We start from the raw sequence: 12,304 nt of genomic DNA on the forward strand, positions 1-12,304 counted from the left end.
GAGCACACGTGCAGGTAACCAAGACGGCCATCGAGGGCCTACTGTTCATCGAGCTTGACGTCCACGGAGACAATCGCGGCTGGTTCAAGGAGAACTGGCAGCGCGCAAAGATGGTTGACGCCGGGCTGCCCGATTTCCAGCCGGTGCAAAACAACGTCTCTTTCAACGCCGCGGCGGGCGTGACCCGCGGTCTGCATGCCGAGCCCTGGGACAAACTGGTAAGCGTGGCCCACGGCAAGGTCTTCGGCGCGTGGTGCGATCTGCGCGAAGGCTCCGAAACCTATGGTGAGCTGGTCACCCATGAAGTAGGCCCCGATACCGCCGTCTTCGTCCCGTGGGGCGTGGCCAACGGCTTCCAGGCGCTTGAGGAAACCGCGTATTCCTACTTGGTCAACGATCATTGGTCACCTGAGGCGGAGTACACCTTCGTCAATCTCGACATGGTGGAATGGCCGCTCGATCCCACCGAAATCTCCGACAAAGACCGCGCGCACCCGCAGCTAGCGGACGTCACGCCCATGGCGCCGCGCAAGGTGCTGGTCACCGGCGCCAACGGCCAGCTGGGCCGCGCGCTACGCAAGGTACTACCGAACGCGGAGTTCTGCACGCGCGAGGAATTCGACATCACCAATCCGCCGCAGCGTCCTTGGCGCCGCTACAGCGCCATCATCAACTGCGCCGCCTACAACGACGTCAACGGCGCAGAAAGCGACCGCGCCCGCGCCTGGGAAGTCAACGCGCTGGCACCTGCCAAGCTGGCGCGCATCGCCGCCGATAACAACTTGACGTTTGTGCACGTCTCCAGCGACTATATCTTCGACGGCGAAACCGAAGTGCACACCGAGGAAGAAAGCCCTAGCCCGCTGAGCCTGTATGGGGCGTCGAAGGCGGCGGGTGAGGCGTCGGCAAGCGTGGCACCTAAGCACTATGTGGTGCGCACCTCGTGGGTCTTTGGCGAGGGCAACAACTTCATCAAAACCATGGCTCAGCTGGCAAATAAGGGCATCGAGCCGAAGGTCATCAATGACCAGCGCGGCCGGCCCACCTTTGCAGAGGACCTGGCCAAGGGCATCGCGCACCTGCTGGAAACCCAGGCGCCTTATGGCATCTACAACCTCTCCTCCGGGGGCGATACCGTGGGCCGCGATGAACTCGCCATGGCCACGTTCATCGGCATGGGGCACGACCCCGCCGAGGTCCACTCGGTCAGCACCGCGGAGTACGGCGTCGAGCCTGCCCGCCGGCCCAGCGAATCTACGCTGGATCTTTCCAAGATTGAGGCCACCGGCTTTAGCCCGATGAATTGGCGCGCCGCGCTAGCGCTCTACCTTGCGCTTTATCCTTTGGATTAGGCTTTCAATCATGAAAGGCATCATCCTCGCGGGCGGTTCAGGCACACGCCTCTACCCCATCACCAAGGGCATCTCGAAGCAGCTCATGCCGATCTATGACAAACCCATGGTCTATTACCCGCTCAGCACCCTGATTCAGGCGGGGATTCGGGAGATCCTCATCATCACAACCCCCGATGATTCGGCGTCTTTTGAGCGCCTGCTTGGCGACGGCTCCCAACTAGGCCTCATGCTTTCCTACGCAGTGCAGCCACGTCCAGAGGGCCTAGCGCAGGCCTTCCTCATTGCGGAGGATTTCATCGGCGATGACTCCGTGGCCTTGGTACTGGGCGATAACATCTTCGAAGGCCACGGCTTTGCCACCGCCTTGGGCCAGTGCCGCGACCCCGAAGGCGGAATCATCTTCGCCTACGAGGTCTCCGATCCGCAGCGCTATGGCGTGGTGGAATTCGACGCGGCAGGCAACGCGCTGTCCATCGAAGAAAAACCAGCCCAACCCAAGTCCAATCATGCCGTGGTTGGTTTGTATTTCTACGATAACTCAGTAGTCGACATTGCCAAGGGCATCCGCCCGAGCGCCCGCGGCGAGCTGGAAATCACCGCCGTCAACGAGGAGTACCTGCGCCGCGGCAAGCTGCGGGTGCAGCGGATGCAGCGCGGCGACGTGTGGCTCGATACCGGAACGGTGGACTCGATGAGCGAGGCCTCCGCCTACGTCGAGGTGATGCAAAAGCGCACCGGCACCGTCATCGGCTCGCCGGAGGTGGCGGCCTACCGGGAAGGTTTCATCTCCCGCCCCGCCTTGGCCGCGCTGGCAGAGCCGCTGATGAAGTCCGGCTACGGCTCCTACCTGCTGGCCTCGGCGCGCGAGGATTAATCAGGCGGTTTTAGTAGCCGCGGGCGACGTATTCGTCGATGCGCGCGGCCTCTGCGCCCACGGTGGTCTCATCGCCGTGGCCCGGCAGCACGCGGGTCTCGGCGGGCAGGTTGAAGACCACGTTACGCAGGGATTCGATGATGACGTCAAAGTCGGAGTACTTGCGGCCGGTGGCACCAGGGCCGCCGTTGAAAAGCGTATCGCCGGAAAGCAGCACGCCCTCGCTCGGCAGGTGAAGCACCACGCAGCCCGGCGAGTGGCCCGGCGTATGGAAGACGGTGATGTCTTCGCCGCTGACCTGGAACTGCTGGTTATCCTCCAGCGGGTGGAACGCGGCGCCGCCGTTGGATTCTTCCCACAGCATCTGGTCATCTGGGTGGAGGTAGACTTCGGCGCCAAAGCGCTCGGCGGCCGCCGGCGCCAAGTCACAGTGATCGTTGTGCGCGTGGGTGAGCAGGATGCCCTTGACCGAACGATCGCCCACGAGCTCGGCCACCGCATCCAAGTCGTGGGAGGGGTCCACGACGTACACACCCGAAGCATCGCCTACGACGTAGACGTTATTGTCCACGTCCCACTCGCCGCCGTCTAGGCGGAACTTGCCTTTGGTTACAGCCTTGTCGATCTGCATTAGTTCTATTTCTCCTGATCTATGCGAATTCAACGACGGAGCGCAGCACCTTGCCGGACTTCATGGTGGCGAAGGAATCTTCGACCTCGTCCAAGGAGATGCGCTCGGATACGAACTTATCCAGCGGGAACTGGCCGTTGCGGTGCAATGCCACATATGCAGGGAAGTCGCGCTCTGGCAAACAGTCGCCGTACCATGCCGGCTTGATGGAACCGCCGCGGCCGTAGAGGTCGATGGCTGGGATATCGACGTGGTCGGTGAGGTTAGGCACGCCCACCATCACCATGCGGCCGGCATGGTCGCGGGAGTAGAAGGCCTGGCGCCAAGTCGGCTGGATGCCCACGGCGTCGATGGAAACGTCGGTGCCGAAGCCGCCGGTTAGCTGGCGTACGGCCTCGATGACCTCATCCTCACTCATGTCCTTAGAGTTGACGACATCGGTGGCGCCGAATTCACGCGCGGTCTCAAGCTTTGCCTCGTCGATGTCGACGGCGATGATCTTGGCCGCGCCCGCCAGCTTCGCACCGGCGATGGCTGCGGTGCCGACGCCGCCGCAACCAAAGACGGACACGGACTCGCCGAGCTGGATTTCCGCGGTATTGACGGCCGCACCCAAGCCAGCCATGATGCCGCAGCCCAAAAGTCCCGCCGCCGCCGGATCCTCTTCCGGATCCACCTTGGTGCACTGCCCCTCGTGCACGAGGGTCTTCTCCGCAAAGGAGCCGATGCCCAAGGCAGGGGTCAGTTCGGCGCCTGCGTCCTTATCATCCTCAGCCAGGTACATCTTGGCGGAGGCGTTGTGGGTATTAAAGCAGTACTTTGGCTCGCCCTTCTTGCAGGCGCGGCACTCGCCACAGACTGCGCGCCAGTTAAGGATGACGAAGTCGCCCTCGGCAACGTGGGTAACGGCGGAGCCTACGCGCTCGACGACGCCCGCGGCCTCATGGCCAAGCAGAAATGGGAAGGCGTCCTCGATATCGCCATCGCGATAAGCCAGGTCCGTGTGGCAGACTCCGCAGGCCTGCACCTTGACGATGACGTCGTTTGCGCCTGGCTCAGGGATCACGATGTTGACGGTCTCGACCGGTGCTCCCTTGGAGCGGGCAATTACGGCTTTAACAGTGTTGTTGCTCATGCGGCCCCAGCGTACACGGATTTCCAGCAAGGCCGCACTAATGAAAATTCATTTCAGCAGATATGCGAAAGCGTGCGCGGGTTACCCCAGCGCACGCCGAAAATTAGAAATTAAGAGCCAGCAATAACGTTTGCCGCATGCTCGTGGCCGCGCGCATTTACGTGAAGCGGCAGGTTGCCGTCGCCAGCAGTGAAGTCAACCAGGCCGGCCCACATGCGGCGATCCGCGGTGGCACACATGCCTTTATCGCGGGTGCTCGGCTTCAGGTCGAGGAACTCGGTCCCGGTACGCGCGGCCAAGTCCACCTGCATCCATTGGGAAGCATCCTCCCAAGCCCGCACATTCGGCAAGAAGGTGTGATCGAGCGGTGCCGGACCCACGTGCAGCAGGCAATAGCTACCAGCAGAGCCGATGGTGGGATACCCGACGATCTGAATGCGCGCATTTGGCGCCGCAGCACGGATGCGGCCGATGAGCGGAGCGTTCGCATCCACGAAGCGGCGGCGCAGCTCACCCTCGCTCATGCCTGGGTTGTTATACGTGTCATTAAAGCCCGTGGCGTAGAGAACGCGGCGGGTATTTGGGCTCAACGCGCCAGTCTGGATAGCGCGATCAACCTGGGCGAACATCTGCGGGCCGCGCGAGAAGGAAACAGCGCCGGAGCAAGAAAAGTCTGCGACCGGCAGGCCCAGCTTCGCGCCAGTGCGGCGGGCATAGTTATTAGACTGCGGACAATTCACGCCGCCAGCACTCTGGGAGCTCAGACGCGCGGTGAGATAAGCACCCGCGTCTGGGTCGGCCAACACGGAATCACCAAAGGCCACCAGATTTGCATCGGCTGCCACCGCTTGAGGTGCCGTGCCCAGGCCTACCGCGATGCAGGTCGCAGCAAAAGCTGCCATTACCTTCTTTTTCAGGTTCATGGATTTCCTCTCAAATTTTGCTGCCCATCATCTTAGCCCAACCTGGGCGGTCCGTTTAGAATCAATATATGTTCTATGGCAAAAATATACTATAGTCCACAGGGGCAACTTCTGTAACATTAGTAACAATCTTCCGAGCCGCGCAACGGTCTGTGCAGCCCACACGATTTACAAGCCGGTAGCCTAACTGTCGCGCTAGCTTTCCCTTATTGACGTAGGACTTTTACTCAACATGCCTTTTAATTTCTCTGATTTAACCTTCCACGCCGCTGCCCTGAGCCGCTTTATCCCGCAGCTTTTTAAGTCCGGCATCATCACCCACCGTGATGGCATCACCCCGCTGCTCAAGGCCGGCCCCATCTTAAGCCGCTACCGCTTTACCACTGCCCGCGAGCTCGAGCAGGGCTATATCACCTGCCCAGAGCGCCTCGCGCTAATCGACGACGACGGCACCCTCACCTACCGCCAACTGCGCAACAACGCGCAGACCCTGGCCAAGCACCTACGCAGCCTCGATCTGCCAGAAATCCGCCTCGGCGTGATGGCCCGCAACGGCCGCGGCATCATCACCCCATTAGGCGCCAAGGGATACGCAGGCGCGCATATCTTCCTGCTCAACGTCGGTTCTTCCCCAGAGCAGCTCGCAGGCTGCATCGAGGAAAACAACATCAACGTGCTCGTCATCGACGACGAATTCATCGACCGCCTCGATCCCGCCTATCACGAGAGGATCGCCGTTATTATCGGGCATGACTCGGGCGCGGAACATTTCGGGCTGCCGACGCTAGACGGCATCGTCAAGCACGCCGAAGCAGTGCGCGACATCCGCTTGCCAAAGTATCCGAAGCACGGGCACATCGTGCTGATGTCTTCTGGCACCACCGGCATCCCCAAGGGCATCATGCGCCCGGAGCCGACGCTGCCGGTCGTGCTGGCATCCATCGTGGAAAACATCCCCTGGCGTGCCAACCAGAAGGTGCAGATGACCGCATCCATCTTCCACACGTGGGGCTGGGCCTGCCTCAATATCGCGCTGGGACTGCGCAATACCATCGTGACCCGTCGCGTCTTCGACCCGGCGGCCGCGCTCGATGACATCCAGCGCTACCAGCTCGATGGTCTGCTTTCCTCCCCCGTCTTCTTCCGCCAGATGGTTGAGGTTGACCCGGATTCGGCGTATGACACCTCTTCGCTGAAGTTCATTGCCTCCGCCGGGCATGCGCTGACCCCGGAGATCGTGAAGGAAACCCACGAGCGCTTCGGCCCGATTCTCTGCAACGTCTATGGCTCCACGGAGCTGGCGCTGGCGTCGACGGCCAGCATGGAAGAGGTGGCTAAAGACCCGACCATCGGCGGCAAGATTGCCTCCGGCACTAAGCTGCGCATCCTCGATGAGGAGGGCAATGAGGTTCCGCGCGGCGAGGTCGGCGAGATCTACCTGACCAATTCCACCGCACTCATTGGCTATACCAATCCGAAGATCCCACTCCACAAGGTCGATGGCCTCATTTCCATCGGGGACTTGGGCTATATCGACCCCGAGGGCTACCTGCATGTGGTGGGCCGCGCCGATGACATGATCATCGTCGGCGGCGAGAACGTGCACCCGCAGTCGGTGACGGAGGTACTCGAGGCCATGCCGGGCATCGCGGAGGTGCATGCCGGTGGCGTGGAGGATGAAACCACCTTCCAGCGCATCGCCGTGTGGGCGGTGACCACGCGGGACGCCCTAGGCAACGCCGTGACTGCCGACGCCATCCGTGCCTGGGTCCGCGAGAACCTGGCGGACCACTCCGTGCCGCGCGATGTCCACTTCCTGGACAAACTCCCGCGCAATGCCACGGGCAAGGTGGTGCCGCGCCTGCTGCACGGCACCGACTAACCCACGCCTATTCCTCTCAAGACGTAGAACCCTCCGAGCCAAAACTGCCCGAGTTGCCAAAACCTTCGCTCCTAACCGCAGGGAACAACGTTGTTTTTGGCAACTCGGGCAGTTTTTGTGTCTGGGATTTAATCCAGCCGGCTAGCTGCTGCGCTTGACGGTTGCTGCGACTTCGCCTGGCAGGGCATGGCCCTCGCGAGCGATGTCGACTCCGGCGACCTGCTTGGCCGTCGGGCACACCACCGGGGTGATGAGGTTGACGCCGCGCTCGCGCAGCTTGCTTGCCTCCACCGCGATGATCGGCGTGCCGGCAGTGACGGTATCGCCCTTCTTAGCCAGGGCGGTGAAACCTTCGCCCTTGAGCTCCACGGTGTCGATGCCGATGTGAATGAGCAGGTCCAGCCCATCCGCGGTCTTCATGCCGAAGGCGTGGCGCGTCTTAAAGATCATGGTGATGGTGCCGTCTACCGGGGCGCAGACGTCGAAGGCATCGACGGCATCAGGCATCACCGCGAAGCCTTCACCCACCATGCCCTGCACAAAGGACGCATCCGGGACCTGGGAGAGCTCGACAACGTCTCCGGCGAACGGGGTGCGCACGTCGACGCCAGCGGCATCACCGCTTCCGCTCTGAGCGGCAGCGGCGCTGGCTCCAGCACCTGCCGCGCTCGCTGCACCAGTCGTGGCCAGGGCCGGGGAGCCGTGGCGCAGCTGGTGGCTGACCTCGTCATACATGAATTGCACGGCCGGGCCCACGATGACCTGGACGCTCTTCTCGGAGGGGTGGATGACGCCGGAGACGGCGGCGCGTTTGATCACGGAGTCGTCGACAAGCGCCTGCTCCTTCACGCCGACGCGCAGGCGCGTGGTGCAGTAGTCCAATGAGTCAATGTTGTCCTTGCCGCCGAGACCCTCGATGATGCGGGCGGCATCACGAGCAGTCTTCTCATCGCCGGTGGCGGAATCCTCCATGGAATCTGCTACCGCATCGTCCTCGCCGCGGCCCGGGGTCTTGAGGTTGAGCCAGCCGATAAGGAAGTAGAAGATGACGAAGTACAGGGCGAAGAAGCCCACACCCATGACCAGCAGCATGTACCACTTATTAGCCAGCGGGTTCTGTGAGGAGAGCAACATGTCCACGAAACCGGCAGAGAAGCCAAAGCCGGCGGTCCAATCCATGGCGGAAGCGATGAAGACGGACAGGCCCATCAGCAGCGCGTGCACCACGTAGAGCAGCGGGGCGACGAACATGAAGGAGAACTCCAGCGGCTCAGTCACGCCGGTGAAGAAGGAGGCCAAAGCACCTGCGGCCATCAGGGAACCGACGACCTTGCGCTTGTTCTTATCCGCGCGCAGGTACATGGCGAGTGCCGCGCCCGGCAAGCCGAACATCATGACTGGGAAGAAGCCCGCCTGATAGCGGCCGACGACGCCCTCGACCGTGCACTGGCCGTTGGCCCAAATGCCCGGGCAATCGGCGGCGGAGGTAGCAGTAGCGGCTGCCTCGATGGTCTTCTGACCAGCCTGGAAGTTGCCGATGTCATTGATACCGATGACATCGAACCAGAAGACGGAGTTCAGCGCGTGGTGCAGGCCGGTCGGGATGAGCAGGCGGTTAGCCACGCCATAAATACCGGCGCCCGCCGCGCCCAATCCTTGGATGGAGGTACCGAAGTTAAAGAGCGCGTTGTAGATGAACGGCCACACGAAGTAGAGGATGCCGGAAATCACTATGGCGATGACGGCGGTAAGAATCGGCACGAGGCGCCGTCCTGAGAAGAAAGCCAAAAAATCCGGCAGCTTGGTGCCGTGGAAGCGGTTATATACCCAGGCCGCCATGACGCCGGCGAGGATGCCGAAGAGGACGTTGCCGCCGCCCACGGCGTTCCAGCCTTCCGCGGCCCATTCCAGGGCCTCATCGCCGGTCAGCGCGGTGGGGTCTTCGATGCCGCGGTAGCCGGCCACGGCCTCCGGGCCCAGCAGCTTCATGAAGGTGGCGAAGGCCAGGAAACCAGAGAGCGCCGCGGCGCCGTTGGAATCCTTGGCCAGGCCGAAAGCAATGGCGATGGCGAAGATCCAGCCCAGGTTGGACAGCACCGCGTCGCCGGAGCTGATCAGCAGCTGGGCGGCGAGGTTATCCGGGCCAGCCGCGCTGGAGATCCAGTAGCCAACGCCACTGAGGATCGCCGCGACGGGCAGCACCGCCACAGCGCCCATGAGGGCTTTTCCGAGCCGCTGCAGCGGCCCCATGACATCGATTTTCATGCGAGGAGTCCTTTCACACTAGTAAGGAATTAGATGGAGTTTTTAGGAAAAGAGTGGGCGGTGCGGACGGTGCTTGTCCGCGAAAACGTAGTACTCGCGGTCCTCCAGCTGGGAGGCGGCGGCTTCATCGAGGATCACCGTGGCGCGCTGGTGCCACTGCAGGATCGACGCGGGGCAGTGCGCGGAGAGCGGGCCTTCCACCATGGCGTGGACCGCGCTGGCCTTGTTGCTGCCAGTGGCCAACAAGAGCAGGTGGCGGGCCTCACTGATGGTGCCCAATCCTTGGGTCAGCACGTGGCGCGGGACCTCGTCTTCGTTGTCAAAGAAGCGGGCATTGTCCTGCACGGTTTGCGGGTGCAGCGTCTTGATGCGGGTGCGTGATTGCAGGGAGCTCGACGGCTCGTTGAAGCCGACGTGCCCGTTGGCCCCGATGCCCAGCAGCTGGATGTCCACGCCGCCGGCATCACGGATGGCCTTGTCATAGGTGGCCGCGGCGGTGGCGGGGTCATCGGAGTCACCAGCGGGGCTTTTTACCAGGTCATCATCGAAATCCACGTGGCTGGTGAATTCGCGGCGGATGGTGGAATAGTAGGACTGCTCGTGGGTACGCTCCAGCCCGATGTATTCATCAAGCAGGAATGCGCGGCTGCGGGCAAAGCTCACCTCGCCGCGCTCATGGCGCGTAATGAGCTCCTTGTACATCGCTACCGGGGTCGATCCTGTGGCCAGGCCCAAGGTGGCGCCGGCGTTGGCGTAGTGCGCGAAGATGTCAGCGGCCTCCACGGCCACTTCGGCCGGCGTGGAGCGGATGAGGATTTCCATGAGATGCCTTCCTGTGTGTTTAAGAGAGTGGGATGTCCGCGCCGTCGACGATGACGCGCACCGGTTGGTAGTGAGAGTTAAGGCCAACCAGGTTGGCGCGCGCGCCAACCGCGATGCGGCCTAGATTCGTCTCCCCCAACACGTCGGCTGCCGTGGTGGAGGTAAAACGCACCGCCTCGCCCAGACCATGGCGCTCGGCGAAGCTGGCGAATTGCTGGGACAATGTAGAGGTGCCGCCCGCGATAGCACCGCTGGGCACGCGCGCGACTCCCCCGCTCACGGTGACAGGCAGCGAACCCAGCTCATAGTCACCGTCGGCCATGCCGGCCGCCGCCATGGCATCAGTGATGGCGAAGGCGCGGTGACTGTGAGCCATGTCCACGGCGCCGTCAACAAGATGCACACCATCTGCGATGAGCTCGACGGACACATCCCCCGCCTTCGCTGCGGTGAGCAAAGCCGCTACCGGGCCCGGCGCGCGGTGGTGAATAGAAGGCATGCCATTAAAGAGGTGCGTTCCAGTCACGGTCAGGCCGAGCTCCTTAGCCTTGGCGATAACGCTCAGCGTGGTGTCATAATCGGCCTCGGTGTGGCCCAGGCTGGCGATGATGCCATGCTCCGCGCAGACGTCGAGCAGCTTGTCGACGTTCTCCGTTTCCGGCGCGAAGGTAATCGAACGCAGGTGGCCGCGGGCCGCGGCGATGACCGCGCGGAAGAAGTCCGGGTCACCGGGCACGATGCGCGATGGGTCCTGTGCGCCGCATTTGGCCGCAGCGATGAAGGGGCCCTCCATGTGGATTCCGGCGATCTCGCCTTCTTCAGCCAGCTGGGCTAAAAGCTCCGCCCGGGCGCAGAGTTCTTCTTGCGTGCCGGAGACCAAGCTGGCCAGCAGTGTCGTTGTGCCGTGCGCGCGGTGGAAGCGGGCGGCGGCTAGGCACTGCTCGTAGTCGCCGTTGGGGAATCCCCCGCCGTTGCCGCCGTGGTTGTGTAGGTCCACGAAGCCGGGCACCCACAGCAACGCATCCGAGTCCCCGGCGCGCCAGGCAGCCTCGGCTTGGGGGACGTCGCCAAGCACTATGCCCTCAATACTCTCCCCGAACGTGACGGCCCCAGCGCGCAGCTCGAAGTTTTCATCAATATAGAGGCCCTCGACGTGGCCTTTCTCCTTTGTCTGCATGGTTCATTCGGTCCCGCTTGTACGGGCTGACGTGGCGCAGCCCGGTTGACAATTCACTTGAGATTTATCAGGGCTACCAATTTTTGTGAACCACACTTCCTCCGAAGGGGGTGTGTGAGCGCAGATGGCTTTTAGCGCGTTAGGTGCACCGCACGGAATGTCGAAAGGCCCGGCGAGCTACCAGCCGCGGGTGACCACTCGGTCCCAAAGCGCGTTGCTCGCTAGCTCACCGGCGCCCGCTGGTGAGGTGCCAACGAACACATCTCTCGCATCAGGATCATCAGCAAGAATGTAGCGGAACCACGCGGTGGCGTAACTGTCCCCGAACTCTAGAACGTCCTTGTGGTCCGCGCCCAGGCGGCGGGCAATGATTGCCGGACCACCAGCTGATTCAAAGTTCTCCTGCAAGTCTGACCACGGACTAACAAGCCAGCGGTCCGAACGGCCATCGCTCGTCATCAGGAATAGCGGTTCCTCTACGTCAGCCGTGTTGTAGTCCCAGTCATTGGACTGTGCCACTTTGTGGGAGGCCGGGCTCGCCGCATACACAGCTGCTACCTCCGTGTGGGCCGCAGCGTTGATGGCACCCGCACCACCCTGTGAGTGGCCAAAAATGCCGACTCGTGATCGGTCCGCACGAGAATCCAGTTCCGGCAAGCGCTCAATCAAGTGCACGACATTCTCTCCTGTACCTGTGTGGGGAGTCTCATCGCCGACAACCACGAAGCCCCAACTAGCCAGGTGCTCCGCCACGGGCAGGTAGCTGCTCAGCGGCGTGTTCGTGCCATTAGCCATGACCGCCGCCGGAAACGGTCCCGCGCCTGTCGGTGCCGCGATGGTCACGTCGCCATCACGCCGCACGTCGACCTCGTGCGGCCCTCGCCCGCAAACGACGCTTCCAGCGGGCCACCTGTCTCAGCGCTATATCCGGCAGCCACGCCGTCATCACCGGTCACGCTGTCTGCGTCCACCCACTGCATGAATCCCACAAACCCTACAAACGCCACCACAATCACGGCCACCACGGCAATCATGCCAACCACAAGCTTTTTCATGCTCTGTATTGTGTTTCGCACGAGAGCGAAGGTCACTAGCGCTAGCACTACTTTTTCCTGTACACAGTGCAAGAGCTGCCTCCGCTACGCCCTTGAAATGAGAGACTCACATCATTACCTTGTTGTATGTAATCGTCATCACATATGGGAGAAATAATGCTTACCTCCGAAACGCTTTCCGAAGT

At 62.2% G+C, this 12,304-nt stretch carries 11 protein-coding genes; 3 read left to right on the forward strand and 8 right to left on the reverse strand.

Annotation, left to right across the window (positions count from 1 at the left end; genetic code table 11):
• The first annotated feature begins 8 nt into the window (after nucleotides 1-8).
• Together rfbD and rfbA are read left to right on the forward strand one after the other, a co-directional pair.
• On the forward strand, nucleotides 9-1,352 hold the full coding sequence (rfbD, locus tag WM42_RS05325) for a dTDP-4-dehydrorhamnose reductase (RefSeq protein ID WP_062036104.1): 1,344 nt from the start codon (nucleotides 9-11) through the stop codon (nucleotides 1,350-1,352).
• Between the two features lie 10 nt (nucleotides 1,353-1,362).
• Nucleotides 1,363-2,229 (forward strand): glucose-1-phosphate thymidylyltransferase RfbA, encoded by an 867-nt coding sequence (gene rfbA / locus WM42_RS05330; RefSeq protein WP_062036105.1) that lies wholly within the window; start codon nucleotides 1,363-1,365, stop codon nucleotides 2,227-2,229.
• A gap of 10 nt (nucleotides 2,230-2,239) precedes the next feature.
• Here rfbA and WM42_RS05335 read toward each other — a convergent pair whose 3' ends face one another.
• The 3 genes from WM42_RS05335 to WM42_RS05345 all read right to left on the reverse strand — a co-directional run bounded on the left by WM42_RS05335 (nucleotide 2,240) and on the right by WM42_RS05345 (nucleotide 4,918).
• Nucleotides 2,240-2,860 carry an MBL fold metallo-hydrolase gene (locus tag WM42_RS05335; RefSeq protein WP_062036106.1) on the reverse strand — a complete coding sequence of 207 codons (621 nt, stop codon included), beginning with the start codon at nucleotides 2,858-2,860 and terminating at the stop codon, nucleotides 2,240-2,242.
• 19 nt (nucleotides 2,861-2,879) lie between these two features.
• The gene (locus WM42_RS05340) at nucleotides 2,880-3,995 is read right to left on the reverse strand and encodes an S-(hydroxymethyl)mycothiol dehydrogenase (protein ID WP_049146094.1); all 1,116 of its coding nucleotides are present in this window, start codon (nucleotides 3,993-3,995) and stop codon (nucleotides 2,880-2,882) included.
• Nucleotides 3,996-4,105: 110 nt separating this feature from the next.
• Nucleotides 4,106-4,918, reverse strand: coding sequence for a GDSL-type esterase/lipase family protein (locus WM42_RS05345; RefSeq protein ID WP_062036107.1), 813 nt, complete (start codon nucleotides 4,916-4,918; stop codon nucleotides 4,106-4,108).
• A 232-nt stretch (nucleotides 4,919-5,150) separates the two neighbouring features.
• Here WM42_RS05345 and WM42_RS05350 point away from each other — a divergent pair, with 232 nt between their 5' ends.
• Nucleotides 5,151-6,800 (forward strand): AMP-binding protein, encoded by a 1,650-nt coding sequence (locus tag WM42_RS05350; protein WP_062036110.1) that lies wholly within the window; start codon nucleotides 5,151-5,153, stop codon nucleotides 6,798-6,800.
• 141 nt (nucleotides 6,801-6,941) lie between these two features.
• On the opposite strand, the gene nagE is transcribed toward WM42_RS05350, so the two are convergent.
• The 5 genes from nagE to WM42_RS13635 form a co-directional block, all read right to left on the reverse strand.
• Nucleotides 6,942-9,065 carry an N-acetylglucosamine-specific PTS transporter subunit IIBC gene (nagE, locus tag WM42_RS05355; RefSeq protein ID WP_062036112.1) on the reverse strand — a complete coding sequence of 708 codons (2,124 nt, stop codon included), beginning with the start codon at nucleotides 9,063-9,065 and terminating at the stop codon, nucleotides 6,942-6,944.
• Nucleotides 9,066-9,107: 42 nt separating this feature from the next.
• Entirely contained in the window at nucleotides 9,108-9,887 is a 780-nt protein-coding gene (gene nagB, locus WM42_RS05360; RefSeq protein WP_046647861.1) for a glucosamine-6-phosphate deaminase, read from the reverse strand.
• 19 nt (nucleotides 9,888-9,906) lie between these two features.
• A complete protein-coding gene (locus WM42_RS05365) occupies nucleotides 9,907-11,064 on the reverse strand; it encodes an N-acetylglucosamine-6-phosphate deacetylase (RefSeq protein ID WP_049146086.1) in 1,158 nt (385 codons plus the stop codon).
• A 177-nt stretch (nucleotides 11,065-11,241) separates the two neighbouring features.
• Complete coding sequence (locus WM42_RS05370) at nucleotides 11,242-11,925, reverse strand: alpha/beta hydrolase family protein (protein ID WP_235590987.1); 684 nt, start codon at nucleotides 11,923-11,925, stop codon at nucleotides 11,242-11,244.
• Nucleotides 11,904-12,119 carry a hypothetical protein gene (locus WM42_RS13635; protein ID WP_235590986.1) on the reverse strand — a complete coding sequence of 72 codons (216 nt, stop codon included), beginning with the start codon at nucleotides 12,117-12,119 and terminating at the stop codon, nucleotides 11,904-11,906. The genes WM42_RS05370 and WM42_RS13635 overlap by 22 nt, the downstream gene beginning before the upstream one ends.
• Between the last annotated feature and the right edge of the window lie 185 nt (nucleotides 12,120-12,304).

It is taken from the genome of Corynebacterium simulans, assembly GCF_001586215.1.
Lineage (GTDB): Bacteria > Actinomycetota > Actinomycetes > Mycobacteriales > Mycobacteriaceae > Corynebacterium > Corynebacterium simulans.

Excerpts from the sequence above, each read along its gene's own strand:
- rfbA (WP_062036105.1), top strand. The coding sequence starts at position 1,363 with ATGAAAGGCATCATCCTCGCGGGCGGTTCAGGCACACGCCTCTACCCC.
- WM42_RS05335 (WP_062036106.1), bottom strand. The coding sequence starts at position 2,860 with ATGCAGATCGACAAGGCTGTAACCAAAGGCAAGTTCCGCCTAGACGGC.
- WM42_RS05340 (WP_049146094.1), bottom strand. The coding sequence starts at position 3,995 with ATGAGCAACAACACTGTTAAAGCCGTAATTGCCCGCTCCAAGGGAGCA.
- WM42_RS05345 (WP_062036107.1), bottom strand. The coding sequence starts at position 4,918 with ATGAACCTGAAAAAGAAGGTAATGGCAGCTTTTGCTGCGACCTGCATC.
- WM42_RS05350 (WP_062036110.1), top strand. The coding sequence starts at position 5,151 with ATGCCTTTTAATTTCTCTGATTTAACCTTCCACGCCGCTGCCCTGAGC.
- nagE (WP_062036112.1), bottom strand. The coding sequence starts at position 9,065 with ATGAAAATCGATGTCATGGGGCCGCTGCAGCGGCTCGGAAAAGCCCTC.
- nagB (WP_046647861.1), bottom strand. The coding sequence starts at position 9,887 with ATGGAAATCCTCATCCGCTCCACGCCGGCCGAAGTGGCCGTGGAGGCC.
- WM42_RS05365 (WP_049146086.1), bottom strand. The coding sequence starts at position 11,064 with ATGCAGACAAAGGAGAAAGGCCACGTCGAGGGCCTCTATATTGATGAA.
- WM42_RS13635 (WP_235590986.1), bottom strand. The coding sequence starts at position 12,119 with ATGAAAAAGCTTGTGGTTGGCATGATTGCCGTGGTGGCCGTGATTGTG.